The organism is Microcoleus sp. B7-D4, assembly GCF_036705125.1.
Taxonomy (GTDB): Bacteria; Cyanobacteriota; Cyanobacteriia; order Cyanobacteriales; family Microcoleaceae; genus Microcoleus.
Genome location: NZ_JAUBTT010000073.1, coordinates 1 through 26238, shown reverse-complemented (window position 1 = coordinate 26238; position 26238 = coordinate 1). Strand labels below are relative to the sequence as shown.

The following is a 26238-nucleotide window of genomic DNA, read 5'->3' as shown; positions in this document are numbered from 1 at the left end:
GCTAATGAAAGCCGGTCAGCTTTGGGATTATAGTAGCTTGATAGTTATGTTTTTATGCGTCAACCAGTGAGTGTAACTAATTCTGCTGCACTTTGGCAAAATATGATGGACGATCGCTCCCCGATGATAACTCCTAACCTTTCAGCGCTTTACCGCGGCGTCAGCGAGATTTTTCCAGATCGACCTGATTCTAGCAACCCTGACGAAAATTTAGCCCAACTGCTGGCAACAGTCGATCGACCGTTGCGCGTCAAACTGGGAATTGACGCCACAGGGGCGGACATTCACTTGGGACACAGCATTTGCTTCCGCAAGCTGCGGGCTTTTCAGGATGCCGGTCACACAGCGGTACTGGTCATCGGAGATTTTACCGCAAGAATTGGCGATCCGACAGGAAAGTCCGAGATGCGAAGCCAGTTGACGGCCGAACAAGTGGCGGAAAATGCCAAGACTTATTTAGACCAAGTGCGTCCGATTCTAGATTTTGACACGCCCGGACGTTTGGAAATTCGCTATAACTCCGAGTGGTTGTCAAAATTGGACATGGCGAAGATTTTGGAACTGCTAGGCACGATGACGGTGCAGCAGATGCTCGCTAAAGAGGGATTTGATAACAGGATGCAGCAGGAAAATGCGATTTTCCTGCACGAGTTTCTGTATCCACTAATGCAGGGTTACGATTCGGTGGCTTTGGAAGCTGATGTTGAGTTGGGGGGAAGTGACCAAAAGTTTAATATTGCGGTGGGGAGAGATTTGCAGCGCCATTTTGGGATGAAACCGCAGTTTGGTTTGCTGATGCCGATTTTGATCGGGACTGACGGCGTGCAGAAGATGTCGAAATCTTTGGGCAATTATGTGGCTTTGTCGGAAGACCCGCTGACGATGTATTCTAAGTTGGAGAAAATTGCTGATAGTTCGATCGCCCAATATTTTGAACTATTGACAGATTTGCCGCTTGATGAATTGCCAGAAAATCCGCGAGAAAAACAGAAACTTTTGGCTTTGGATGTGGTGCGCCAGTATCGGGGGAAGGAAGCGGCGGATCGCGCACAACAAGATGCAATTGCGCTGGTTAAAGGTGCTGCGGGACAAGCTGATGCTGTGGCGGAGTTTTCTTTGGCAAGTGTGCAGTTTCCGGCTAAGTTGTTTTATATTCTGAGTGCTAGCGGGCTTTGTAAAAGCAGCGGTGATGCGCGGAAGTTGATGCAGGGCGGTGGGGTGAAGTTGGAGGGCGATAAAGTTTCTGATGTTAACCTCACCTTTGAATCACCTGCTGAATTGGAAGGTAAGGTTTTGCAAGTCGGGAAAAATAAGTTTGTTCGATTGGTGTCTTGAATAGACATCTCCAATAATGATTGTGGAACAGGCATCTTGCCTGTTCAAAACAGGCAATTATGGCGATGACTAATCTATTTTTTTAACCGCAGATGAATACTGAAGATGAACGCTGATGAACGCTGATAATCGAATTATTGTTGCTTTGGATGTTTCGAGTCAAGAAGAGGCGATCGCACTTCTTGACAAACTGCCTGATGTATCTTTCTGGAAAGTGGGTTTGGAACTGTTTGTGAGTTCCGGGCCGGGGATTTTGGAAATTTTAAAACAGCGGGAAAAGCGGATTTTTCTCGATTTGAAGTTTCACGATATCCCGAATACTGTGGCTGGTGCTTGTCGGGCTGCTGCTAAGTATAATGTGGATTTATTGACTATCCATTCTACTTGTGGTAAAGATGCTTTGAAAGCGGCACAGTTGGCTTTGACTGAAGGGGCGGCGGCTGTGGATAAACCGACTCCTAAGTTGATTGCTATTACCCTGTTAACGAGTTTGAATTCGCGACAGTTGGCTTTTGAGTTGAAAATACCTTTGGAGTTGCCGGAATATGCTTTACACATGGCATTGTTGGCTAAGGAAACTGGTTTAGCTGGTGCTGTTTGTTCTCCGCAAGAAGTGGAACAATTAAGAATGAGTTGCGGGGATGATTTTCTGTTAGTTTGTCCCGGTGTGCGTCCGAAATGGGCCGATGGAGGCGATCAAAAACGATCGATGACTCCAAAGGCCGCTTTGAAAGCTGGTGCGGATTATCTGGTGATTGGGCGGCCGATTACTGCTTCGGATGATCCGGTGGCGGCTTTTGCGCGTATTTGTGAAGAGTTGGGATAACAAGAGGAATGTTGTTTTTAACTCACATCTTGCACCATTCTCGCTTAACAGGCTTTCCGGCCTGTTCCACAAGAAAATTCACTCTTTGTGGAACAGGCCGGAAAGCCTGTTCATAAAAGGCTTATTGAGAATGGTGCAACCTCTCAGTTTTAACCGCCGATAAACGCCGATGAACGCCAAGGGAATTTTATCTGCGTTCATCTGTGTTTATCTGCTGATATCTGCGGTTGGCGAAAAGAAATTAAGCTGCTATTATTACAGCAGATAAAAAAATAGCTAGTTTCTACTCTTGAGTAATTTGGTAAGACGTTACAATTTACAAGTCTCGACGCGAGATGGGGATTCTAGCATTGATGCGTCTGGAGTCTTACATTGACTAACTGCAATATCTGTCTTTAATCCTAAAGCCTTCAGCAAACCCATAAATCGGTAAATCTCTTCTCCCCCTGATGCTTTCAACAATTCCTCAAGTTTCTCCCAATTCTGTTGTTCGTCTTCAGTCATGATAGAGAGTTTATCTTGAGCTTTAACTACGTCTTTGAGAACCGTCAGTAACAGTTCAGATTCCGGTTCTTTTTCTTCTAAAATTGCTTGAATATAAGCAGCAGCTTCTTCAATTTCTTGGAGGGATTTAATCAGATAGTCATGATAACTGTGGGTTTTAGGCATTGTTTCTACTCCTGAATTCTATCCAGTATTCTTTGGCCTTGCGAATATCTCGATCTTGGGTACTTTTATCTCCACCGCAGAGAAGCAGTACAATAGTTGAGTCTCTTTCTCCAAAATAAACCCGGTAGCCTGGGCCGCAGTCAATTTTTAACTCAGAAACACCCTCTCCTACTGATTTACAGTCTCCTAAATTACCAAGAGCAACTCGCTGAAGTCTACCTTTTATTTTAGCTTTCCCTTCGCGATCGCGCAAAGAATCAAGCCACTCTTCAAAAGGTATTTTTCCCTCTAAAGTTTCATAGGTTTGAATTTCTCTCGGTTGGACTTCCATGATTTCATTTAGTACAAACCTTAGCATCAATTGGCAACATTTTAGCTCATTCTGGTCAGTGCCAGGTATCGGAAATGTAGAAATGGCATGGTTTCGTGGAAAAAGTCGGGTTCACAACTATAATAAAAATCTTAAACCTCCATCAGATGTTTTTCATCCATCACCAATCGACAGCCAACACCACAACAAAAACAAAACAAACAAACACCCAAACCAACCAAAAGAAGGAGACAAGTACATCCCACTAGCCAACATTAATAACGCAACAAAAAACAAAAAAATCCATTTGATATTACCCATTATCCAATAGAAAAAATTCATATCCGCTCTCCTATTGAATAACAAATCAAAGCAAGCGCTCACTGTTAGTATATACTGCCCATAGCCAAACTGCAACCACGCCCACCGCCAAACCGCTTGCCAGGATAAAGGGCGGGTCTAGTTTTGATTTTATCTAAAAGCTGATAAAAATTGTGGGCTCCTGTAATTGGGGGTATAGCTTAAGAATTTTTCCAGGCATATTCTTTGAGGGAGGGGGGATCTGAGGGCTTTTCTCCGCTGCATATTGCTGTGTTATGGTGTTTAGATATAGGGGATTGTAGCAGATGAGCATTGCTTTGACAATTGGCGGACTAAGATCGATGAGGAGTCTTTCTGAGGTTGAATGTATTTCCAGTAAGTAGTATTTTGGTTGCGATTGTGTGGGTGGTTGGGACTCCAACTATGGCGGTTAATTTGGCAATCGATGATGTTAATGTAAATGCAAATGGGCATGGTTTGTGGGCCAGATCGCCCTGTCCGGCTGATTTAGAAACTTTGGTCGATCGCCTGTTGCAAGATTTGCCGAGTTATGCTAATCGCGTAATTGTGCGATCGCACTTTTCTCCTAACACTAACACACCGCCCGGTTACGCGCTGCCGCAAATAATTTTAGCCGGTCGCCCGGAGTTTGAACCGTTACCTTTAAATTTTGAAGATGCGCTTCCTGAAAATGCTAGTCAAGTTTTCATTACTACTTTGGAACGGCAGTATCGCGGGGGAAAACGAGTAGAAATTCAGCAATATCATTGGCTGTTTTTAACTAAAACCGAGAACGGATGGGAATTAGTAAAAATTGTTTCTAGGTTTGGTACTGCGGCGGATGTCCGTCCTTTATTCGGACAAGATAGCGATAAAAGCGAAATTGCTGAGGCTATTCGTTTGTGGTTGCGCGATTGTCATGCAAAGCCATAAATTTCGCTGGTTCCAATGATTTTTTTTACACTTAAAAATAGCCTCTTGAAAGCACGTCATCTTCGTCTAGTTCATCTTTACCAATCATCCCTTCAATCTCACGTAAAAATCTCATAAAAACTTCCGGTGCAAAGGGGTTGTTATCGAGATGGTTGACAAAATAATCTTTATTTTTATTTCTTCCCTCTACCGTACTAAAAGCACTTCTTATATTAGACGATAAGCGTTTTGCTTTTCTCAAAATTAGTATTTCATCAATAGCTGTGAGTGATGAGCTAATCGGCGACATATCAAGCCACTCACATAGCAAGAAATACTTGGCTCCTGGTACACTCAATTTTACATCCAGGGCAGTTGCTGCGCCCTCTTGAAACATGGTTTTATCAAGATTTGTTTTACACTCAGCCGCAACATAAGCAATATTTGCCTCACGGGAGGTACTCTCCTTAAAATCTTGGTTATGAGAGGCTTTGAGAAATATTTTTCTACTAATCGCAAAATCTTGATCCTTGGCTCGAATACTCATCCCACCGCCTTTTGGACTGAGTTTTAAACTTGACTCAAATCGTAGGGATGAAAAACACTGTGTTGGGCCAAAGGATAATTCTTTGTCCTTTAATGAATCTGCAAAGACGGTTGTAACTAAGATAGGTATAAATTCTTCAATAATTGAGTTGTCAAGTTTTAATTGCCCTTTTTGACGGTACAAAAAATCATTGTCACTGTCAAAAATTAGTTCAACGTCAATGTATCGCTTATAGGAGGTTAGATGGGATACCATCTCTGGAACAACTTTCAGATCATCCCCCCTGATGTTTTTAAGCGTTTCCAACCATTTTTTGTAGTATTCGATTGCTTGATTAACACGCCGTTTATCTGTAGGAGGTAATTTCACGTTATCAAGTAATGCTGCTAGTTTGTCCCCATGTGGTTGAGCTAAATTAAACATAATTTTCTTCTTTTTGGTTGAGTATTTCAATGGTTTTTCGTGAACGCTGCCGATCGAAATAAGGTGAGGGCTGTACTGTGGCTGCCTTATCGATAGCATCCTTGATTTCATATTTTACTTGTTCATTCGCTACGGAATAAGCAGATATTAAAGCTTCTACAGAAAGAGTTCTGGCTTGATGTATGTCAAAATAATACTGTAAGTCTTCTCTTTTTGTAAAGTGTAGTATATCTTCTTTGATAGTTTTTCCATAACGATTTACAAAACTTCTTTCTTGACGGATATCTAAGCTAATTCCCAATACTTGACGAGCAACTTCGGCAACTAACTCCCCGTTTAAAAACGGCGTTCCTCTAATATTTGATTCTTTACCTACTACAAATATTATTCTACTATTAGGGCTGCATACTCTTAACAATTCTTGCAAAGTATAGGCGATGTCTAAGCAATATTGAATGACAGTTAGAAATCTATTACTTCTATGCTTGCGATTAGAACCAAACTCAGATTTTGCCACCTCTAAAATTTTCCAGTTTAGTGCTTCAGTAGAACCGCGATACTGCTGATGATAGTTAAATACATTGATATAAGGGGGGGAGGTAATCACAAGATTGACGCTGGAGTTTTGTAAGGGAACGTGTCTTGCATCGGCATTGTAGGCATTTATCGGCTTTTTACTATAGGGTAGTTTAAGGACAAAAGTAGCGATATTTTCCGCCAGTGTAAAAACTCTTGATTTGGTAAGTTTTTTGTTTTCTAAGTCTAGCAATATCACTAATACTTCATGTAGAATATTAAGGAATTTTTCTTCATCATCAACGGCTACCTCTACAATTTTATCTATTAAATCATTGGGTGTAATTTCTTTTTGTATTGTTTGGAAGAGTGGCATTCTCTCCCATATCTCTGTTTTTAGTTTAGTGAGAAAAGAATTGATACATTTTTCACGCTTTATTGGTGAAAGAGTGATGAATTTATAAGTGTTAGCTAGGATTAAAGCGGCTGGATTGATTTCGGTTCCGCAGGCTTCCAGTCCGAATCTTCCTGCCTCATATAAAACTGTTCCACTACCTAAAAATGGATCGAAAATCACACTATTTTTATTGGCATATTTATCAATCAAAGTTTCGACGAACTGGGGGGAAAATTGCCCTTTCCAAGGAAGTGGATTAGTACGTTGTTTATCTTCAATGTCTAATAGTTGTTGAGGAATTTCTTGTCTATTGATAGGAGTTTCACTAAAAATACTAGAGACAACCATAATTCGGATTTTTACTACGGGGCGTAAATTTATGAATGGAAAGCGGGAACTGGTTTTGTAGATGGCAGGTAAAAATCAGAGATTGTTGGTGAAACCAGCCCCCTACAAATTACACATGAAAATTAATTATAATTTTTCGGTGGGTGGGGGCGGGTTTTAAGATTGTGGGTAAAAATCCGAGATTGTGCCTCAAACCTGCCTACAAATCAACAAGAAAAATCGATTATAATTGCTCTTTGAATTCATCCAATTTAGCCTTGATAGCCTGCATATCTTGCCACATATACCATTTCGGAGTCTCCGGTTCGCGGGAGGGGTTTCGCAGCAAGTACGACGGGTGAAAAATTGGCATACACAAACGATTTTCCCATTCAATCCATTGACCTCTAATTTTACTAATGGGCCGCTTGTCGCTTAGCAAACCTTTGAGGGCTGTTGCACCAGTTAATAAAATAATTTTGGGGTCTAAGATGCGAATTTGTTCGAGCAAGTATGGTTTGCAAGCTTCGATTTCTTTTGCTGTCGGAGGGCGGTTGTTGGGAGGGCGACATTTGATGACGTTGGCAATGAATACGTCGGTTTCTGCACTCAATCCCACGGATTCTAAAATCTTATCTAACAGTTTGCCCGATCGCCCGACGAAGGGCAATCCGGTTTCATCTTCGTTTTGTCCGGGCGCTTCTCCCACAATCAAAATTGAGGCTTGAGGATTGCCGCGCCCGATGACGGCGTGAGTGCGGCTGTTGCCCAATTCGCAGCGGTAGCAGCGGTTGCAGTGCTCGCCGATTTGTTCCATATTTTGATAAGTGCCGGGAGGAATGGGAATTTTGGCATTTGCTGGTATTGAGTCTGTTTGGAAAGTGGCACTTTGATTGTTGTCAAAAAGGCTGAGTTGCAAGTCGCTGGACATAAATTTTACAATTAGGGAGATATTTTGGAGTCTAGAGTTTATAGTTTAGATCGGGTTTGGTGATTTGAGATTGGCTAGAAGCTTGTGTGCGATGCTGTCGATTGCACAATCCCTAATTAACACTGGCACAATCTCCAATTGTTTGGTTGAGCTCGTACAGGCAAAAATATGTTCTCTAACCCGTTTTTTGACGATCGCGCCGATGCAGGCGAAAAACTGGCCGAGGCAGTTGTGGACGAGTTCGGCAAGTTGAGTTTAATGACACAGCAGGCGGTGAAACCGATTGTTTACGCCTTGCCACGCGGGGGTTTGCCCGTTGCTGTGCCGATAGCGCGTCGCTTGGGCTGTCCTTTGGATGTGGTTGTCGCTAAGAAAATTACTCGCCCAGATAATTTAGAATTGGCGATCGGGGCTGCAACTGCTGACGGTCACGTCCTCTGGGAAAAGCAAAAGCTGCAGAATTGGCGCTTGCAAAAATCAGCCCTGCCCGTGGCTCAAAATAATGCTCAATCTCTGCTGGCAGATTTGTCTCCTGGACGCCCAAATATCAACGCGGCTGGGGCTTTGGCGATTTTGGTAGATGACGGCATTGCGACGGGGATGACAATGGCTGTGGCGGCTAAGGCTTTGCAGTCGCAGCAACCGCTGGCTTTGTGGATTTGCGCGCCTGTCGCCCCGGCAGATTTAATGGGATTTTTGGCCCAGATGGCCGATAAGTTGATCGTTCTGGAGACTCCTCACCCTTTTTACAGTGTCAGTCGCTTTTACGGGCAATTTCCGCAGGTTGAGACTGCGGAGGCTTTAAGGTGTTTGCAGCAACAAACAGAATGGCGATCGTAGGTTAAGCTAGAAGGCTAAATCCAAAAGCTCGATCGCTAAAACATGAGACCTTGGCAATATTGGTTGGACACTTTGATTCTGTCTACTCAGCACAATCCGCCTCGCTTTGTTGAGTTGGTGATGTTGACTTTGGCGATGATGTTGCTGGGGCTGTGGAGTGTAACATTGCAGTGGCAATATTTAGCACTGTCTCTGAGTTATATAATTGGTTCGTCTTTTTCAATTTTGGTGCGGGAATCCCTCGACCCGCGGTCTCAATTTCAGCTAACTCACTTGACTGCTTTGTTGTTATTAATATTAATTATCAGTTTTTATAGTTTTGCTGAACTGATTAGATAGTTAAGGCAGTTTTGATTTGTAGAGGCGGGTTTTACAATGTCATTGCGAAGGCGGTTAAGCAATTGCATAAGTTATATAGCAATCCTCAGCGGGTTGTGAACTAGATGTTTTTTTGAACGAACCGCGAAGACGCGTTCGGCGAAGCCGTTCCCGTTCCCCGCAGGGGTTCCCGAAGGGTAGGGTAGAAAGAGAAGAGAAGATGGAGAGTTCACCAATAATTAGCCATTATCCTAGATTCGCATGGGTTGATGTAAAATTATGCGGTTCCCGGCAGGATCGAAGGCATAGATTTCTAGACCGTGAGAAGCTTTGATAATTTCTCCGCTGGGCGGATAACCTAAAGCCCAAATTCGGGCGATCGCAGTTTCGATATCGCTGACTTCCAAACACAAACTCATGCCTGTTTTTGCTCGATTGGCAAATTCCGATTTGTGGGAATCTTTGGGTTTGAATATGCCGAGTCTTAATCCGGGGAGTTGAAATTCAGCATAAGTATTGGGAATGTAAGGGTTTGGTTCTATGTCGAGAAATTTTGTGTAAAATTTAACGAGAACTTCCTTATCAAGGTCTGCTAAAGTCACTAGGGCCGCGCTGTATTGGAAAGTCATATAAATTGGTAAGGGGGAATTGGGAATTGGTAATATTATACAACATTCACTGCGATATCAAAACTTCGGAGTTAAAAGGGAGTGACTGTGCAAGTCTTGGTATAATCAATTGCTCGCCATGCAATCCCTTTACTACTCAAAGTGAGATGAATCCAAAAGGAAATCAAGAGAACCAGAATCTTAGAAGACTCAGAGTCACTCCAACAACCCCAGATTCTAGGTTGATTGAGAATCGAGAATCTAGATTTCCCCGTGCGGTTGCTATGGCGATAGATGATGCTCAAGAGGTTATGAACGATCTCTATCGGGAAGAGGCAGAGTACGGAGATGGAAGTTGTGCTTTTATGGTGATGAAGGAACAATTTGAAGGTGGAGTAGAAAACCAGCCAATGTCCCTCAAAAAAGGAACTATCCACCATACAAAGTGCCGTCAATATATTTCATATTTTAAAAAAAGATTGCTAGATTTGCCGTCTGAGCCTAATGAGCCTAAAGAAAAGATTACTAGAGAAATTCAAAAAATGGAAGAGGCGCTACAATGGGCTGAAGACTACCACAACGGCAACGATCCGGTGATTCCCCGATGGGCAAACTCTTGGAGAGATCAGTTAGGAAAATAATCAATGGATATTATTAAGCTAGAGAACACTTACAAAACACCGTATCAGGGCAGGAACTGGCGGGATACAAAGCATGAGCTTCCTATCAAGCCAAAGGACACTCTGAGTTTCTGTGACTTAAGAAATTGCAGTCTAGAAGGACTCGACTTATCAATGGTAGAGTTCTTTGGTTGCCGTCTGAATGGTACCTTATTTAAAGCTGCCAATTTGCATCAAACGCAATTTATTGGCTGTTTTTCTTCGGATGATTATCCGCCAACAGATTTTAGTCGTGTTAGTGGCAATGCGTCTGTAGTACATTCTCACCTTCACTACAAAGGCGAATTTATGGGAGATTCTGTTTATATTGACGATAATTTTTGGATGGGAGACAGTCTAGAGTCCAAGTGGCCTGATGTTGTGGCTGCTGCTGCTACCGAAACACTTTCCGATCGCAATGATGTCAGATATAATGCTGCGGCAAAATTAGGAGATTTAGATAATCCTGTTGTTGCTCCCATACTGGCTTGTCTCCTTGCTGACGATGAGTGGGATGTGCGATCGATTGCCCTCGAAACATTAGGAAATCTAAGGCATCAGAAATTCCCGCAGGGTGACAATATTTTATTGCAGTGGATGTTCTTACGTCTCGGAGATCGACATTCGATTGTACGGCAGACAGCGAGAAACCTTGTTGAGATTCTATCACCACCAAACCATGTATTGCTTGCTTCTATTAACCGGATGATGTCGTCGGAGTCGGAGGAAAGAATTTCGGGCGTACTTGCTGCTATTGAGTTGTGCAGGCTAGACGAACAATATTGGAGTTTGCTGGAGCCCAAAATTATTGAGAGTCTCTTGTCGGATGAAGCACCTGATGTTCGGCAAGAATGTTCCTATCTTCTAGAAATTTTAGACGATTGTTAGAAACTTTAACCGCAATCTGCTGTAAATTTCTACCTCCTTAAAATCGTCCAATTCGTCCGACTATTTGGATTTTACCTTCTCGATCGCTTTTGAGAATCACAGCTTCGCCGCTTTGCGGTACAATATCAGTAATCGCGGTAATATTTACTTGATGAGTTACCATAATAATTGCGCCTTTTGTGTTGCGGTTGTCCACAATTAATTTGCGAATTGCCGCTGTTTGGCTGGCTTCTTTGCTGCTGTCCCTAAAGAACGAGTTCAGCGCTGGGAACGGTTCGACTTTGCCTAAATTTATCAATTTGGCTGTTTCCAAACATCGGCACCACTGACTCGATAAAACTCTGGCAACTTTGATGTTGCGGTTGCGAAATTCTGCTCCAATTTGCTTGGCTTGAGTTCTTCCTTGTGCTGATAAATTGCGCTGGGTGGAACAGTCACCCAACTTAAAGTTAGCAGGATCTCCTGTACCTGGGGCGATCGCGTGTCGCATTGCTACCACCAACCCTGTCTCCCCCCGCTGCAACAATTGCCACCCTGCTTGAGTTTGCGCCTTGGTTGCTGCGTCAGAACTTGCAGTTGCAATCATTAAGCCGATCGACAATACTAAAGCTAGCGACCGGAAAAACCATTTCCATTTGAGGTAAATCCGCGCAGCCATTGGTGCAGAAGTTATAAATTAACTTATCATATTATAATACAACAAATATTGCTCTATGGAACTCACCAATTTTATTGCTCTGTCTGTCATTATTGCCCTCGTGCTGGGGATTGGGTTTGGAACAATGACTTGGGCTTACTTCGGCAAGGGCAGCATTTCTGTACTCTTTAAAGAACCAATTTTAACTTACCCAGAATTTCCAGATACCGACAGCGGCAGTAAAGCTTCCGTTTATTTCCAACAAGGAATTGAGGCTTATCAGTCAGGAAAGTACCGCAAAGCCAAAGATAAATTTACCAGCGCTGTAGAACAAGTTTCAACTTTAGCAGAAGCTTACCACAATCGCGGCTTAGCTTTTGCAAATTTGCGATCGGATGACGAGGCTGTTGCAGATTTGATCCGTGCCAGCGAATTATACCAACAGCAGGGGGCTGGATTTGCGATCGACACAATTAAACAAAATCTGGCCGCCTTGAAGCAGCGCAAATTAGAACGAGAAAAACAAAAAGCAGTAGCGACATAAATTATTATGTTCTGCCCGTGAAACTCAACCCACACCTAGAGTGGGGGTCTGAAAAACCCGGTTTCTTTAATGTGGTTGGGAGAAACCGGGTTTGTTAACAGAATTCTTATGATAGTTGAAAATCAAGATTTAACCTTCTCCCGCTCAACTAAATTTTTCGGGCATCTTCTATTTTGTCGATTTTAGCAATCATCATTTCTCGGCTAGATGCCACAACTCGATAATTAGTAATTGGATCGTAAGCTTCCCACTCTTGAGTTACTTCGCTGTCTTGCCACAAAAACCATTCCCGGTAAATTTCGCCGTCATCAATGTCGCCGCACAAGGGAAGCCAATCATCTCCTCCCAAGCTCTCAAAATCTCCTCCTACTAAGTCAATCCAAGCTGCAAGTATACAAGAGTCAATAGCATTATTATTAACAGTGACTGCGTTAGAGTGAAGAGAAGTTTCGGGAAAACAAAGTGTGGATTTCATAAGCTGTACCTGAATGTTATGTTATTAATTTATAAAAAAATCCTCAACGGCAGTGACAGCAGAATGCCGCTATCTCAACCTCCACAGTTCCCCCCTCGAAAAACCTTGACACCTAAAGCGCTCAAATGCCTCTGCTGTATGACTTGAGACCGCTTTGAGTCAAGTCGCTACAGAGGCTAAATTGAGCCACTTTGCCAACTGGCATACAAGAAAGCCCGATCGACCCAATATTGTTGGCGAAAGCTCTCGCGCATTAAGGAGCAAAGACAGCGCGACTGGCAATTGTATACTGGGTAAGTTGGCGAGTTTCCGTACAGTTTTTGTGATAAAATTAGCAGTAACCGGACTTTCGTACCGACAGCCTGGTCTTGTCAAAAGCTTTCCAGCCGTGGTGCGATCGTGGTGCGATCGCCAGTTTTGATTTATTGTTAATTTTGCGAAGTCCCGATCGACTGTTAGGGAAAAAAATTATGCAAGCAACCAACCAAGAAGGAATTATCAATCTGACAATCCACTATACCAACGGCAAACAGCAACACTTCCAGTTCATTGCGCCAGAGGGAACAGTAGGAGAGCAAGCAACTTTAGGCACTCGCCTGCACAAAATGTTGACAGCAGACCCGGTAATTCTCGAATTGGCAGATAAACTGGTAGTTATCCCAGTTCACAACATACAAAGTATTGAAATATCGCCGGTTCCTCCCAAATTGCCAGAGGGTGTCCTTTACCCAATGCGAGAAATCAAGAAATAGCTAAGGTGTTCTGCATCTAAATTCAACTGAAAAGGTGGGCAAGAGACCCATCCCAAGCAAGCTTTTAATAAACATAAATGTCCCACTTAAATGCGCTAAAACTTATTACAGCTCACAGATAGAAATTACCCAAACACTTGTCGAGCGCAGCGACGATATATGTCGCGTGAGTGAGGGGAATAATTGCAGGTTTCACAGACTTTAACTTACCAGAAAAAATGCTAGAACTCCACTGCCACACTACTTATTCCGACGGCACTCTCACCCCTGCCGAACTCGTAGCCGCAGCCGCGTCTTCGGGGGTTCGCGCCTTGGCTGTCACCGATCACGATACGATGTCGGGTTGGGATGAAGCCTTCGCCGCCGCTGCTTTGCACGGTATCGAAATAGTCCCCGGACTCGAACTCAGTACAGTTCACAACGGCCGGTCACTGCACATTTTAGGTTTTTATCCCGATGCAAATAAGTTGCGTGTTCCTTTGAACGATCGCCTGGAAGGAAGGTTTCGTCGATCGCAGGAAATGGTCGAAAAATTAGCAGCAATGGGATACGCGATCGAACTGCCAAAAACATCCCCAGGAATGGCACCGGGAAGGCCTCACATTGCCTCTGCGCTGGTAAAAGCCGGTCACGCGAAATCATCGCGGGAAGCATTCGAGCGCTGGCTAGGAGATGACGGCCCGGCTTATGTGCATTACGAGAAATTCTCGATCGTCGAAGGCATTGATTTACTGAAAAGTTGCGGCGCAGTACCGGTTTGGGCTCACCCTTATTTATTTCGCGGCGGCGCTGTTGAGGAAGTCTTAAAAGAATTAGTAGATGCTGGTTTAATGGGAGTTGAAGTATACCATCCCACCCACAGTTCTAGCCAAATCCAAAAGTTGAAAGATTTGTGTCTTCATTACGGTTTGCTGGCAACTGGTGGCAGCGATTATCACGGCCCCGATCCTGAAAGGAAAGCCGCAGATAGCACCCAATTGAATATGCTGCATTTGCCGTTAGAATTGCTGGAACCGATTAAAGTTGCTGCGGCGAGTTTGAAATAGTTTTTGAGGACGAATTTTGCCGACTTATACAGTGGTCAAAAAAAATTCTTGGCTTTTTTAGTGACGAGTTTGCCGCAAGTAAATCATCAGCAGAAGACCGAGGTCAAGCAGAATATAAATTAATATGAAGTTAAAGGCAATTGCAGGTGAGTTAATTTTACAATGTTACTATAGCAACTTGCCAAACGGAGCTTATTATGAGTACAGAAGACAGAGCGAAGGCGATCGGCAAAAATTTAGAAGGCAAAGCTCAGGAAATTTTCGGTAATATCACGGGCAACAGAAAAGACCAGGTAGAAGGCAAAGCCAAACAAGCGGAAGCCTCCGCCCGCCACGCAGCAGAAGATGCAAAAAATGCGGTGAAAAATCTGGCAGATAAAGCCAAAAAGTCGATCGACAAATTGTAAGCTGTCGGTCATCTAAACTGTATTTGTGGGGCGGGCGAGACGCCCACCCCACAAAATTTTCATCAGGCATTGAATGTAAAATTTAGAGGGGGCTAGCCCGATCAAAGGCTGTGCCCTCAATTGGGTTCGATCTGATTCATTTTTGGAATGTGCATAAAATTGGGTTACTCCTGCGATAGCCCTTCAAAACTTACCTTAAGGCAAACTTACAAGAGTGATTAAAGCCAACCCTATTAAACTTATTCCTTATTAAGAGGTATGAATGGATTCTATTAGAGTGGAAAGATTACGTTGCCTCGGTGACACTGGCTATATTCAGTTAAAGCCTATAACTGTTCTCCTTGGGCAAAATAGTTCAGGTAAGAGTAGTTTTTTGCGTATTCTTCCTCTCTTGAAACAAAGCGTAGAATCTCGAACAACTGGGCCAATACTTTGGTCGGGCAGCCTAGTTGACTTCGGTAATTTTAAAGATGCTCATCAAACTGGAGCAGAAGACAATAACAATATTGAATTTTCTTTTAACTTCAAGCTAGAATCAAGAAACTTAACCTATCCTAGAGGTTTTCCCTACTTTCTTGTTTCTGGAGAAGCAAAGATTTTAAACAGTTTTGATATAAAATTAACTCTCCAGGTATCAGAACATAAAGAGAAAAAAAATACAAGAACAAGTAGAATTATTTTGCAGTTTGAGGATTCAAAAATCCAATTAGATTTTGGTGAGGATGATTCAGTAACAAATTTTTGGGTTAATAATTCATTGAACGTCTTAAATTTGGGTAAATATATTGCCATAAAATTTGATAGGAGTTTGCTTCTGCCAACTATTACTGAAAGTGAGCAAAAAAAAGAATATGAATTTGAAAAATTATCCTCACCATCTCCTGGTCTTATTAGATATCGTACTCGCTTCAGAGCTTTATTTCATGCTTTGATAGATAAAACCAAGGAGACGGCTCATCATGCAACTAAGTTAGATACTATTATTCAAATGGCAGCCTCCTTTGGTCTAGGCAACTCAGAAAATATGCTCAAAGATATTCAAGAAAATAGTTTTGGTAGCCAAGGCTGGAAAAATAAAACAAGAAATTGGACAGTAGAGACAAAGGATTTTCAAGACCTAAGAGATCTAATTATCGCAAATGCGATACCTAATATTCTTGAAGAATGTGATGAGATGCTAGCAAACTTCTCCAAGAATATTAGCTATATTGGGCCAGTACGAGCTACAGCAAAGCGTTATTACCGAACTCAAGATTTAGCTGTTGATGAAGTGGATTACCAAGGTGATAATCTTGCAATGTTTTTGCGTAATCTAACTGATTCCGAAATGGAAAGCTTCTCGGCTTGGACTTTAGATAACTTGGGATTTAAGCCATCAATTAAATCGAGCGAAGGCCATATTTCAGTAACAATAGGTTCCAAGGATTCGGATAAAGACCTTAATATTGCTGATACGGGGTTTGGTTTTTCTCAAATTCTTCCTGTTATTACTCAATTATGGTCACTAAGTTCCAAAGGGAACTTACAGTCAACCTCTCGTCGAGTAAACAGAGGAACAATAACATACGCTATCGAGCAACCTGAGTTACATCTTCATCCCCGTCTGCAAGGGAATTTAACAGATGCCTTGGTTAAGTCAATCAAAACAGCTAAGGAGAAGAAGATTGATCTACGTTTAATGATTGAAACTCATAGTGAAGTATTGGTAAATCGCCTAGGACAATTAATTGCTGAAGGTAAAATTTCTAAGGATGAAATTAACATTGTTTTGTTTGAGCCATCCAATCAACAGGGAGAAGTAACCATAAGAAATGCCCAATTCGATTCAGATGGGTATCTTTTAAACTGGCCACTAGGTTTTTTTGAAATGGAACTTGTATAAATGCTAATTTTGATTGATAGCTCTGTAGTAGATAAGGGAGATGAAAATACTTGGGATGATGAGACTGTTGTGGCTTTAGAAAATCTTGCAACTGCTCGTCGTGAAGGTAAGCATATAGTAATGGCTAAGAGAGAAACTTTTGAAAAGATTGCTCAATGCTCTCGTTTATCTGAATTTTCTAGGAAGATTTACAATAAATTATACCACGAATCTACACAACTTTATTCCTATCTTTCGGCGGTAACAAAATATATTGAAATTGTTAATCCTTGTTATGAACCAGAAGTGCTTTCGGATTCAGACAAGGAAATTATTAAAGTACCTCCACGTTTTTTTAATGATTCAGAGTTAGTACAGAAAACCATACTCTTGGGTGAAAATCTTGATGACGCTGTTTTCTACGAAACTATAGCAAAAGTTTGTCTTAGATGGAAAAAAATCAATGCACAAATAGTATGCGAACATAGAGGCGGCGGGGGTCATACAACTTCTAATGAGTATAGTAATATTCAACAAGCAAAACAACGCTTTTGCCTTTGTATTGTAGATAGCGATAAAATTGCTCCTAATGGAAACCTTGGCTCCACAGCATCTAGCCTGCTTAAGAGTGATGATCCAACTTGTATAAAAACACAAATTCTTATTCTTGATTGCCGTGAAAGTGAAAACTTAATACCTAACTCAATTTTATCTAAACTGTATCCAGGAAATCAGGAAAAACTTGAAGCCTTAAATATTATTGAAAGTATTAGTCTAGAGGTTAGGTATTTTTTAGATATAAAAAAAGGAACTTATTTAAAAAAAATTATTGATGAAAGAAATTCTCAAATTAAGAAGTTTTGGTCAGTCAAAATTCCTCAAATTCTCAATATATCAGACCGTATAAATAATTCGTGTCAAGCTAACTGGCAATGCAGTAGTAATAGTGGAGAATGTCAATGTAAAATATCACTTGGGTTTGGAGATAAGACGCTCAGCAAGACCGTTGAATATCTTAAAGACAACACTCCTAATGAGATTGCAAGAATAGTCGATCCATCTAAGCATTCTGATTGGGAACAGATTGGACAGGTTGTTATAAATTGGTGCATTGCTGAAAGTCCTATTCGTGCTTGATAAGGTGTCATTACCTTTTTATTTATAAAGGCGAAGTGCCTACACCTGCGCTTAAAAATTGGGTTCTGCGGCTAAAAGCTCGATCGACAAATCCATCTGTTCCTTCCCCCGCGCCAAAAAGCTTTCGCACTGCCGCCAACACTCCACAGCCACCCCAAACTGCTCGAAAACCTCCTCTAGAGGCAACTCTCCCGATTCCACCCGATCGATAATCGCTTCAATTCGATCGACCGTTTCCTCATAATTCCAGTCAGACTGGCGCAACTGCGAATCAATCATAACTTTTCTTCCGCATCCAATACTTCTACAATCTTAACTTTCAGCACGCCCCGACTCAACCTCACAGTCAATTCCTCTCCCAATTCCAAACCGTCAGTTTTGCGGACGATTGTACCGTCACTTTGGATTACCGCCGCATAACCCCTTTGCAATACCGCCGCCGGATTCAGTGCGGATAACTTTTCTTGCAATACTTCTAGTTTACCAGTTGCTTGTCGCAAAGTTCGGGATGTCGCAGGCAAACGTTTTAATCGATTTTGTAACAGTTGCAAATGCTCTTCTTCTGCCTGAAATCTGGTTCGCACAGCGTTTGCTAAATTGACCATTCGCTGCTTGTGTTCAAAGTAAATATCTGCTAAAATTGGTACAGCTTGAGCGGCCGCAGCAGTGGGAGTGTGGGCTCGTTTATCTGCTACTAAATCGGCGAGAGATTCGTCTCTTTCGTGCCCGATACCGGTGATAATTGGAATCGCACAATTGGCGATCGCCCTGACAACTCTCTCATCATTAAAACAAGCCAAATCTTCTGCTGAACCGCCGCCGCGCCCTAAAATGATCACATCAGCCCTACCGTCCAATTCTACACGGGCGATCGCCCTAGCAATCGCAGCAGCAGCGAATTCTCCCTGCACTCCTGTCGGCGACAGCAACACCCGCAAACCCGGATATCTTTGAGCTAGAGTGCGCTGAATGTCTCCCCAAGCAGCGCCAGTATCGGATGTCACCACCGCCACAATTTGCGGGTGTGCGGGAATCGGGCGCTTTCGGGCGGGATCGAAGAAACCCTCCGCATCCAAGCGCGATCGCAATTGCTGCAACCGCAAAGCCTGCAATCCTTCCCCAGCCGGTAGCGATTGCACCACAGTCAACTGGTACTCGCCGCGATTTTTGTAAACCCGGATGCTTCCCAAAACCAGCAACTGTTCCCCTTTTTCCGGGATTTGCACCAATTTTTGCCGCTGAGAATTCCACACCACGCAGCGAATAGCAGCGCTTTTGTCGGTGTCGCACAGAGTGAAAAAGCAGCCGCTGGGGTGGTGCGAAACGTTCGACACCTCGCCTGTCAGCCAAACTGATTGCAGGTTGCGATCGCCCTCCAACAAGTCTTGCAGGTAAGATGTTAGTCCGGCAACAGATAAAGCTGTATCGGGAAGAATTGAAGTCATCCAATTTTAGATTTTAGATTTTAGATTTTAGATTTTAGCTACTATCAATGCTTCGGGCAGTGTGTGATTGCCAAGCGTAAAATAAGGGTTTCAGGGCGATTGCCGAATCGACTTGCTAACGAAAAATCAAGGGTTTCAGAATACAATCTCAAAATAGTCCGGACTATTGTACTATATCTAAGGTAATTTATTTGTAGGCTGAGCGGGCGATCGTAATTTTAACTGCAAACAAACTAATGATATCAGATACAATGACTTCCATGAATGTGCTGCGCCAAGAGGCTGCGGCGATCGGCATTACTGAGGAAGAAGCCAGAAAATATGGCGACCTCCGACATAAAAGAACTTGGTCTTTGGCGATCGAACATCACCTCTCAATGCAAGATTTTGCCGATCGCATAGAACAATCCTTCACAACTTCCGAACCCGATTCCTCCAGCGCACTCAACCACTCTCAGACTGAAGAGTCGAAAGACTATGGTATTCAGCTAACGGCGAACCTAGGCGAATCTAGAGTAACCAGGGAGAACCAAACAGCCTCTGTTGCTTCGCCACAACAGCAAGCAGTAGTGATCGGGCGATCGCACACACATTCCGACCAGCGCAGCAACCAAAACCGAGGTTTTAAACAAGTAGTTCAAAATCATATTAAAGCATTAACAATTGCAGCAGCCTCCCGCACAAATCTGCTCCATTCACAACTGGGCAATTGGGTTTGTCCTGAGTGTGGGCCGGAGGGCGAATTGGGTTGTTACCTTTGCGCCGGAGAAGGCAATGTAGGGGACATTGCAGCTATTGGCTGGACGCTAGCTTATATGGAAATGTTGGGCTGTTCTGCTCGCGAAATTGAACCGTTGAGAAAAATTTCGCCTTCATCGAATATTCTGGAATTGAATTTAAAAGTTTGTGTTGCTATCAAACAAAGTAGCGAAGTTTTAGCCAGGACGGAGAAATGGGTAAGATTGAAGGAACAAGGAATGCACGACACTGATTTTGACACGGATACACGGATTAATTCTTAATGGTGATTCATAAGTGAGAAGAAAAAACAACTATCAGTGTATCCGTGACTTCCGTGTCGTGCTGTGGGGCATTAGTATCAATAAAACTTCAAAATTCACTCCTCCCCACCTAAAAATTACTCCAAATTAAGTATTGATTCTAGCTTTTTCAAAGCAACTTCCAAGTCGTCATTAACAACTTGGAAATCGAATTCCCCCGCAGCTTCAATTTCCTCTTTAGCCCGCACCAACCGACGGGCGATCGCACTTTCGGAATCTTGACCCCGACTCCGCAGCCGGCGCTCCAATTCTTCCCAAGAAGGAGGTAAAATAAAAATTCGCAGCGCCTCTGGAAACTTATTTCTAATTTGCCTCGCCCCTTCGAGCTCAATTTCGAGCAATACCCATTTTCCCTCACCGGTACCCTGCTGGAGAGCAAAATAGGGAGTACCGTAAAAATTGCCGGCAAACTCGGCCCATTCCGCCAACTCTCCAGCCTCAACCATTTGTTCAAAGCGGCTGCGGCTGACAAAATAATAGTGCTTTCCCTCAATTTCTCCCTCGCGGGGCGATCGAGTTGTCACCGATACCGAAAGATACAATTCGGAATGGCGATTGAGGAGCGATCGTACTAGGGTGCCTTTCCCCACACCGCTAGGCCCCGTCAGAACAATTAATTTACCAGATTTCATTTTTACAATAGAAACGTGTAACAATTTAAGTTTCCGCTTACTCTAAACTGTAAGCGCTCAAATTGCAACTAACAAACCTCAATCATCCCTACTTTGACCGTCTTTGCTGATCACAAAACGATTAGCAACCGTTTCCGGCTGAATCGCGGAGAGGATGACGTGACTCGAATCTGTAATAATTACCGCTCTCGTGCGGCGGCCGTAAGTTGCGTCAACCAGTTGTCCCCGCTCCCGCGCATCAGTAATAATCCGCTTAATTGGCGCTGACTCGGGACTGACAATGGCAATCACTCGGTTAGCAGACACAATGTTACCGAAACCGATATTAATTAATTGAATATCCATGAAAATCTTAATTTATGGGTGAACGACTAACTATCACTCCTTACTTTTTATCATATATACAAAGATTTTTTATTACAATCCTCAAATTAATCTCAACTAATTTTTTTAATTGAGATTAATTTTTTACCCTTTTGACGCCGAGTACCCCGTTCTTTATCGAAAATTCAAAAAACACTCGCTGTTGCCACTCTATCTTAAAGATTCGGTAAAAGCGTCGATTTTTAGTTGCAAATAAAAGCATTAGCTGTATCGAGAAAACAGCCCGGAAATGTTGCGAAATATAAATTTAATTTCAGGGAGAGGGAAAGTTAAGTATAATCACTGATCGATGACAGCAAATATTCGCAAAAGCTGGTTTGAGCGGCTTTCAACTTAAACTAAAAGCCGCTGGCGATCCTCTTCGTTGGCGTAGCCCCCTAGGGGCGGGCTTCGCTAACGCACTTTCTCCCCGATTTTCCACAAAAATATTCGGGATGATGTGCCAAACTACAGATGTTTATTGCATGATTTTCTACAATAAAATTGGTTTGTAGTGAGGACTTTAGTCCTATTAATACCAATAAAAAAGTGTTGCTATAATTCTCAATTTTATAACTATTATGAAATTTTGTCGAGTCCCGCGCCGGACACGGCATTGCCGTTTCCCTACAGATGATAGCAGGATTATAGCTAGCAAGAATGGGGGGAATTAGTATAAAATTCTGAACCTTTTAGTTTTTACTACAAACATTTTGAAGTCAGCACAAGTTAGGCAAAAAGTGGTTTGACGCATGATATGAATTCCGGTTGAATTGGAATGGAATGATTAAACCGCAGAGGGCACAGAGAACACAGAGGAAGAGAACAGAGAGATATAATTCCGATGCTACTGGATTTGATATGAATTATAGCGGTAATAATTCATGCACACCGCACCCTACACATACAGGATATGTGTAAATCTTGTTTAACAAAAAACAGGGATTAATGCAGATAAATTCACCTGCATTAATCCCTAGTTATTCCACACTTAATTAAGCTGCAACTAAACCGCTGTGTCTCAACAAAGCTTTAGTGCTCGGTTCGCGTCCCCGGAAATTTTTAAACACTTCCATCGGGTGCAAACTGCCGCCCAATCCTAATACTGTATCTCGGAAGCGCTTGCCTGTAGAGGCGATCGCACTTTCATCTTCCAAACCCGCTTCCTCAAACGCCGCAAAAGCATCAGCGCTGAGCACTTCCGCCCATTTATAACTGTAATACCCCGCCGCATAGCCGCCTGCAAAAATGTGTCCGAAAGCGCACAAAAATGCGTCTTCTTCCAGAGGAGGCAAAACTGTGGTAGTTTTAGCGATGCGGTTGCGGACATCGGCTACAGTTTCGCTGCCGCCCGATCGATACCGGTGGTGCAATTCGATGTCAACGCTGCTAAAATGTACTTGCCTGAGCATAACGCTGCCGCTCATGTAGTGGCGCGCTGCTAGCAGTTTTTGGTAGTAGTGTTCCGGCAAAGTTTCCCCGGTTTCGTAATGCTTTGCCATCCCGAATAAAGTAGCGCGATCGTAACACCAATTTTCCATAAATTGACTGGGCAATTCCACTGCATCCCACTCAACATTATTGATGCCCGAAGCCCCCGGATAGTCTACCGTTGTCAGCATATGCTGCAAACCGTGACCGAATTCGTGAAACAAAGTTTCGACTTCCAAAAAAGTCATTAAACTCGGTTTGCCGTCAACCGGAGGACTTTGGTTGCACACCAAATAAGCCACCGGCAACCGCGTAGTTGTTTTTCCCGCTTCCACAAATTTAGCGCGCACCACGCACTCGCCCATCCAAGCACCGCCGCGCTTTTCCTCGGGGCGGCTGTAGGGGTCTAAATAGAAATTGGCGATCGTATTTCCTGCTTCATCATCTATTTGGAAATATCGCACATCTTTGTGCCACACAGGAGTTTGACCGTCCGCCGCAGTTACTGTCACGCCGAACAGCCGCTTTACTAATCCAAATAACCCGTCTAATACCTGTGGCAAAGCAAAATAAGGCCGCAATTCTTCGGCACTAAAAGCAAACTTTTCTTCCCGGCGCCGTTCCGACCAAAAACCTACATCCCAGTGCTTCAAATCTCCCGCTTCCGCCGCGCCTTTTTCGGCAGCAAAAGCTTTCAATTCTTCTAAATCTTTGATAGCAGCATCATAACTAGCCTGACGCAATTCTTCTAACAAAGCTTCTACTGCTGCAACGTCGGGAGCCATTTTGCTCGCCAAGCTCAATTCGGCATAACTACTAAACCCCAGCAAAGCAGCTTTTTCCTGGCGCAAAGCTAAAATGCGATCGGTCAACGGCCAGTTATTCAATTCTCCGCTACTTGCTCTGCCGATAAAAGCTTTGTACAACTTTTCGCGCAAGTCGCGGCGGGTGCCGTGCTGCATGAAAGGGCCGTAACTCGGAAAGTCTAAAGTAATCCGCCAAGGGCCATTTTCGGCATCTGCATTTTCTTCGCCGGCGCTGCGAGCGGCTTGAGCTGCTAAACTCAACAAACTCGGCGGCAAACCGTCAATTTCGTCTTTGTTTGTGAGGGTGATGCTGAATGCTTTGGTAGCGTCGAGGACGTGATTGGAAAATTGGGTTGTAATTTCGGCCAATTCTAATTGAATGGCATTAAAACGCTCTTTTTGCTCGCCTTCTAAACCGACGCCGGAGAGTTGGGCGTCTCGGAGAGCGGCTTCAACAATTCGCTTTTGAGCTGACTCTAAGCTGTCCCAATTTTCGCTAGCCCGCAGCGCTTTAAAAGCTTCATAAAGCGGTTTGCTTTGACTGAGCTTGCTCCAAAATTTTACTACTTCCGGCTGCACTGTTTCGTGAGCCGATCGCAGTTCCGGGCTATTTTTCACGCCCATCAAATGTCCGACAATGCTCCAGCTCCAATTTAAACGCTCTCCGAGTCGCTGCAATGGTTCTACTAAGCGGCTCCAAGTCGGTTCTACAGAGGCTTCTAAGTCAGCTAGCGAGGCTTCTAGTTCGGTCAGCAGTTGGGTAACAGCGGGGACTACGTGTTGTGATTCGATCGCGTCAAATGGGGGCAATCCTTGACCGATTAGTAACGGGTTATCAGCAATAGTTACGGTTGCAGTCATTTAATTTTCTTGTAACAGGTTGAAAACAGTTGAACTAGACAGATTAGCTTTTAATCTTTTAACACAGTTGTCGAAAAAGTAGGACTCGATCGGGCGACAGTCCGAGAGTGTCTGAGTGTCCGATGGAAAAAGTATTCCTTCTGACTGATGACTGTTGACTGTTGACTGTTGACTGCTGACTGTTGACTGTTGACTGATGACTGATGACTAATGACTAATGACTAATGACTACTGACTACTGACGGTTCTCTGGTGTGTGCTGCAACTCCTTGACAACTGAGATTAAGCGCTTGAGATGAGGTTTGACAACTTCTTGCTGCTCGTGTTCCAAACGGTGGATTTGAGCTTGGACGATCGACAAATCGGCCGTCGATTGGTGCGCGGGAGCTAGCAGTTGGCTTTGCAAATTGGCCATGACTTTCTGGATTTCCAAAAATCGAGTATTTACTACTTCCCAGTCGTCTCGGCTGATAGAAGTTTCTGCCAAGCCTTGCGTGGCGATTTGCAGTTGCTCTATAGCCTGTTCCACAGCTTGGAGATTCGCCGATTGACCAACCGATAAATCTTGCAGTTGTTGGCTCACCTGCTGGCGAACATCGAGCACAGCAGACGCCACGATTTCTTGCAAAGAAGCTACCGACTCTCCTAAACTCAGCAACTGCCGCTGGATGTCGATCGACTCCTCAAAAGCCTCATGCCTAGGCAGTGCAGCCATTTGCTGGCGCAGCGCTGCAATATCTGCAGACAACTGCCTGCGTAATTTAACAATTACCGTCACCGCCGTTTTTTCGACTTTATTGACAGAGTTTTGGACTTGGGCCATTTCCGAATTTTGATGCACCCGCACTTGCTGCTCGAACCGATACCGGTTAGCAACATTCAGCGACAAAGCCAAGGTTAGGGGAGCCACGCCGTAAAAAGCTTGACCCGACACTGCCACCGCCAGGGAACCCACACCAGAGGCCGCCAGAGAGGCGTACTCTGCCATCTCCAGCCAGTGCCTTTGAGGAAAACTTGGTCTCAAGTGGTTTGCAACAGAGGGTTTTGGCTTCCGCACGGCTCTTTGGGTCATAGTATTTGCTCGTTGTGGGTAAGGTTGCGAGACTGGGTGGAGCATCGATTTCTATCCTTTTTTCAGTTATATGTTTTAGATTATTTCTTGGCACTCTTCTATTTTTACCTTTGTGAGTAAGTTAAGGATGACTGACATATTATTATGTATTTGGGAGCCTGTGGCGATCGCGCCTAATTCCGGCTGTTAAAAGGTTCGCCCCAACGCGCTCTCTATTTTACAGGAGTTAGCCCCATCGGGTTCGGGCGATCGACTTCGGGCTGCCCAGGCTCACCGAAAAATGCCTAAGACTATTTTAGATTTGAGATTTTAGATTAAAAGTTAAAAAAATGCGACCTACTCAGGGCGATCGTCGTTTGGAGCTTGTCGGGAGTTGCCTTTTTGTTCGCCCATTGGTATAATCTACTCTTTCTCAATTCCCCCTCTCAAATTTACTGTAAAAATTGACCAATGAATTCAGAAAAACCCGGAATTGGCGATCGGCTAAAGTCTATTTTCAGTATCGGCATCTTTATCATTCTCGTACTAGGAGTAGGCTTTTTAAGCGTTAATTTTATTTCAGCTCTCTATGCAAAACTTTCTTAAAATTAGGACTTAGCACGGGTATCCAGAAACCGGGTTTTTTGCAAGAATATTTCGTCGCAGCCACAGATGAGCGTAAAAAACCCCGGTTTCTTTAATCGCAGCAACGGGGTAAAAAACCCGGTTTCTTTAGTCCGAGTGAGTCCCAGACTGTTTAAGATTCCCAACTTCTTCAAGAAGTCTCAAATCTTAAGCACGAGATATTTTGTTTGGATTGCATTCTCCTTCTTCCTTCTTCCTTCTTCCTTCTTCCTTCTTCCTTCTTCCTTCTTCCTTCTTCCTTCTTCCTTCTTCCTTCT

The 26238-nt window shown here is 43.4% G+C and carries 32 protein-coding genes; 17 read left to right on the top strand and 15 right to left on the bottom strand.

The window, feature by feature from the left end; all coding sequences use genetic code 11:
- Positions 1-102 precede the first annotated feature (102 nt).
- Complete coding sequence (gene tyrS / locus QUB12_RS25860; RefSeq protein ID WP_333146552.1) at positions 103-1335, top strand: tyrosine--tRNA ligase; 1233 nt, start codon at positions 103-105, stop codon at positions 1333-1335.
- 115 nt (positions 1336-1450) lie between these two features.
- Positions 1451-2161 (top strand): orotidine-5'-phosphate decarboxylase, encoded by a 711-nt coding sequence (gene pyrF, locus QUB12_RS25855; RefSeq protein WP_333146536.1) that lies wholly within the window; start codon positions 1451-1453, stop codon positions 2159-2161.
- Positions 2162-2239: 78 nt separating this feature from the next.
- On the opposite strand, the gene QUB12_RS25850 is transcribed toward pyrF, so the two are convergent.
- From QUB12_RS25850 to QUB12_RS25840, 3 genes are all read right to left on the bottom strand, one after another.
- Positions 2240-2362, bottom strand: a complete 123-nt coding sequence (locus QUB12_RS25850) for a hypothetical protein (protein WP_333146538.1) — start codon at positions 2360-2362, stop codon at positions 2240-2242.
- Between the two features lie 108 nt (positions 2363-2470).
- Positions 2471-2830 (bottom strand): transcriptional regulator, encoded by a 360-nt coding sequence (locus QUB12_RS25845; protein WP_333105862.1) that lies wholly within the window; start codon positions 2828-2830, stop codon positions 2471-2473.
- Positions 2823-3161: a type II toxin-antitoxin system RelE/ParE family toxin gene (locus tag QUB12_RS25840; protein WP_333146540.1), complete on the bottom strand. Its 339-nt coding sequence runs from the start codon at positions 3159-3161 to the stop codon at positions 2823-2825. The genes QUB12_RS25845 and QUB12_RS25840 overlap by 8 nt, the downstream gene beginning before the upstream one ends.
- Before the next feature lie 82 nt (positions 3162-3243).
- Between QUB12_RS25840 and QUB12_RS25835 the strand changes: the two genes are divergently transcribed.
- Complete coding sequence (locus QUB12_RS25835) at positions 3244-3471, top strand: hypothetical protein (RefSeq protein WP_333146542.1); 228 nt, start codon at positions 3244-3246, stop codon at positions 3469-3471.
- Positions 3472-3821: 350 nt separating this feature from the next.
- Positions 3822-4394, top strand: coding sequence for a hypothetical protein (locus QUB12_RS25830; RefSeq protein ID WP_333309064.1), 573 nt, complete (start codon positions 3822-3824; stop codon positions 4392-4394).
- A gap of 31 nt (positions 4395-4425) precedes the next feature.
- On the opposite strand, the gene QUB12_RS25825 is transcribed toward QUB12_RS25830, so the two are convergent.
- The 3 genes from QUB12_RS25825 to QUB12_RS25815 form a co-directional block, all read right to left on the bottom strand.
- Positions 4426-5343 (bottom strand): Bpu10I family restriction endonuclease, encoded by a 918-nt coding sequence (locus QUB12_RS25825; RefSeq protein ID WP_333309062.1) that lies wholly within the window; start codon positions 5341-5343, stop codon positions 4426-4428.
- Positions 5336-6604 carry a DNA methyltransferase gene (locus QUB12_RS25820; protein ID WP_333309061.1) on the bottom strand — a complete coding sequence of 423 codons (1269 nt, stop codon included), beginning with the start codon at positions 6602-6604 and terminating at the stop codon, positions 5336-5338. The genes QUB12_RS25825 and QUB12_RS25820 overlap by 8 nt, the downstream gene beginning before the upstream one ends.
- Before the next feature lie 223 nt (positions 6605-6827).
- Entirely contained in the window at positions 6828-7514 is a 687-nt protein-coding gene (locus tag QUB12_RS25815) for a uracil-DNA glycosylase (RefSeq protein ID WP_333309059.1), read from the bottom strand.
- 168 nt (positions 7515-7682) lie between these two features.
- Between QUB12_RS25815 and QUB12_RS25810 the strand changes: the two genes are divergently transcribed.
- Both QUB12_RS25810 and QUB12_RS25805 read left to right on the top strand, forming a co-directional pair.
- The gene (locus QUB12_RS25810) at positions 7683-8354 is read left to right on the top strand and encodes a phosphoribosyltransferase family protein (RefSeq protein WP_333309057.1); all 672 of its coding nucleotides are present in this window, start codon (positions 7683-7685) and stop codon (positions 8352-8354) included.
- A gap of 42 nt (positions 8355-8396) precedes the next feature.
- On the top strand, positions 8397-8693 hold the full coding sequence (locus QUB12_RS25805) for a hypothetical protein (RefSeq protein ID WP_333142386.1): 297 nt from the start codon (positions 8397-8399) through the stop codon (positions 8691-8693).
- Between the two features lie 230 nt (positions 8694-8923).
- On the opposite strand, the gene QUB12_RS25800 is transcribed toward QUB12_RS25805, so the two are convergent.
- On the bottom strand, positions 8924-9301 hold the full coding sequence (locus QUB12_RS25800) for a VOC family protein (protein ID WP_333309055.1): 378 nt from the start codon (positions 9299-9301) through the stop codon (positions 8924-8926).
- A 146-nt stretch (positions 9302-9447) separates the two neighbouring features.
- On the opposite strand from QUB12_RS25800, the gene QUB12_RS25795 reads away from it, so the two are divergent.
- Positions 9448-9921, top strand: coding sequence for a hypothetical protein (locus tag QUB12_RS25795; RefSeq protein WP_333309054.1), 474 nt, complete (start codon positions 9448-9450; stop codon positions 9919-9921).
- Between the two features lie 3 nt (positions 9922-9924).
- Positions 9925-10827 carry a HEAT repeat domain-containing protein gene (locus QUB12_RS25790; RefSeq protein WP_333309052.1) on the top strand — a complete coding sequence of 301 codons (903 nt, stop codon included), beginning with the start codon at positions 9925-9927 and terminating at the stop codon, positions 10825-10827.
- Between the two features lie 37 nt (positions 10828-10864).
- Here QUB12_RS25790 and QUB12_RS25785 read toward each other — a convergent pair whose 3' ends face one another.
- On the bottom strand, positions 10865-11485 hold the full coding sequence (locus QUB12_RS25785; protein WP_333309050.1) for a histidine phosphatase family protein: 621 nt from the start codon (positions 11483-11485) through the stop codon (positions 10865-10867).
- A gap of 55 nt (positions 11486-11540) precedes the next feature.
- Here QUB12_RS25785 and QUB12_RS25780 point away from each other — a divergent pair, with 55 nt between their 5' ends.
- The gene (locus tag QUB12_RS25780; protein ID WP_015176387.1) at positions 11541-12008 is read left to right on the top strand and encodes a hypothetical protein; all 468 of its coding nucleotides are present in this window, start codon (positions 11541-11543) and stop codon (positions 12006-12008) included.
- A 148-nt stretch (positions 12009-12156) separates the two neighbouring features.
- Here the strand turns inward: QUB12_RS25780 and QUB12_RS25775 are convergent, their stop codons facing one another.
- Entirely contained in the window at positions 12157-12483 is a 327-nt protein-coding gene (locus QUB12_RS25775; RefSeq protein ID WP_333309048.1) for a hypothetical protein, read from the bottom strand.
- 154 nt (positions 12484-12637) lie between these two features.
- Between QUB12_RS25775 and QUB12_RS25770 the strand changes: the two genes are divergently transcribed.
- From QUB12_RS25770 to QUB12_RS25745, 6 genes are all read left to right on the top strand, one after another.
- On the top strand, positions 12638-12904 hold the full coding sequence (locus tag QUB12_RS25770) for a hypothetical protein (protein ID WP_333309046.1): 267 nt from the start codon (positions 12638-12640) through the stop codon (positions 12902-12904).
- Positions 12852-13235 (top strand): hypothetical protein, encoded by a 384-nt coding sequence (locus tag QUB12_RS25765; RefSeq protein ID WP_333309044.1) that lies wholly within the window; start codon positions 12852-12854, stop codon positions 13233-13235. The genes QUB12_RS25770 and QUB12_RS25765 overlap by 53 nt, the downstream gene beginning before the upstream one ends.
- Positions 13236-13453: 218 nt before the next feature.
- Positions 13454-14281 (top strand): PHP domain-containing protein, encoded by an 828-nt coding sequence (locus QUB12_RS25760; protein WP_333309070.1) that lies wholly within the window; start codon positions 13454-13456, stop codon positions 14279-14281.
- 197 nt (positions 14282-14478) lie between these two features.
- Positions 14479-14688 carry a CsbD family protein gene (locus tag QUB12_RS25755; RefSeq protein ID WP_333164882.1) on the top strand — a complete coding sequence of 70 codons (210 nt, stop codon included), beginning with the start codon at positions 14479-14481 and terminating at the stop codon, positions 14686-14688.
- Positions 14689-14950: 262 nt separating this feature from the next.
- Positions 14951-16570, top strand: a complete 1620-nt coding sequence (locus QUB12_RS25750) for an AAA family ATPase (protein WP_333309042.1) — start codon at positions 14951-14953, stop codon at positions 16568-16570.
- On the top strand, positions 16571-17686 hold the full coding sequence (locus QUB12_RS25745) for a hypothetical protein (RefSeq protein ID WP_333309040.1): 1116 nt from the start codon (positions 16571-16573) through the stop codon (positions 17684-17686).
- A 51-nt stretch (positions 17687-17737) separates the two neighbouring features.
- On the opposite strand, the gene xseB is transcribed toward QUB12_RS25745, so the two are convergent.
- Both xseB and xseA read right to left on the bottom strand, forming a co-directional pair.
- Complete coding sequence (gene xseB / locus QUB12_RS25740) at positions 17738-17965, bottom strand: exodeoxyribonuclease VII small subunit (protein ID WP_333309038.1); 228 nt, start codon at positions 17963-17965, stop codon at positions 17738-17740.
- Positions 17962-19131: an exodeoxyribonuclease VII large subunit gene (gene xseA, locus QUB12_RS25735; protein WP_333309036.1), complete on the bottom strand. Its 1170-nt coding sequence runs from the start codon at positions 19129-19131 to the stop codon at positions 17962-17964. Before xseA ends, xseB begins: the two co-directional genes overlap by 4 nt.
- Before the next feature lie 236 nt (positions 19132-19367).
- Between xseA and QUB12_RS25730 the strand changes: the two genes are divergently transcribed.
- Positions 19368-20153 carry a hypothetical protein gene (locus QUB12_RS25730; RefSeq protein ID WP_333309034.1) on the top strand — a complete coding sequence of 262 codons (786 nt, stop codon included), beginning with the start codon at positions 19368-19370 and terminating at the stop codon, positions 20151-20153.
- 116 nt (positions 20154-20269) lie between these two features.
- On the opposite strand, the gene gmk is transcribed toward QUB12_RS25730, so the two are convergent.
- The 4 genes from gmk to QUB12_RS25710 form a co-directional block, all read right to left on the bottom strand.
- Positions 20270-20824 (bottom strand): guanylate kinase, encoded by a 555-nt coding sequence (gene gmk / locus QUB12_RS25725; protein ID WP_333309032.1) that lies wholly within the window; start codon positions 20822-20824, stop codon positions 20270-20272.
- A gap of 78 nt (positions 20825-20902) precedes the next feature.
- Positions 20903-21169: an extracellular matrix/biofilm regulator RemA gene (gene remA, locus QUB12_RS25720; protein ID WP_190659785.1), complete on the bottom strand. Its 267-nt coding sequence runs from the start codon at positions 21167-21169 to the stop codon at positions 20903-20905.
- Between the two features lie 1013 nt (positions 21170-22182).
- Complete coding sequence (locus QUB12_RS25715) at positions 22183-24285, bottom strand: M3 family metallopeptidase (protein ID WP_333309031.1); 2103 nt, start codon at positions 24283-24285, stop codon at positions 22183-22185.
- A gap of 235 nt (positions 24286-24520) precedes the next feature.
- Positions 24521-25357 carry a hypothetical protein gene (locus QUB12_RS25710; protein WP_333309029.1) on the bottom strand — a complete coding sequence of 279 codons (837 nt, stop codon included), beginning with the start codon at positions 25355-25357 and terminating at the stop codon, positions 24521-24523.
- Between the two features lie 450 nt (positions 25358-25807).
- Between QUB12_RS25710 and QUB12_RS25705 the strand changes: the two genes are divergently transcribed.
- Positions 25808-25942, top strand: coding sequence for a hypothetical protein (locus tag QUB12_RS25705; protein ID WP_333309027.1), 135 nt, complete (start codon positions 25808-25810; stop codon positions 25940-25942).
- Positions 25943-26238 lie beyond the last annotated feature (296 nt).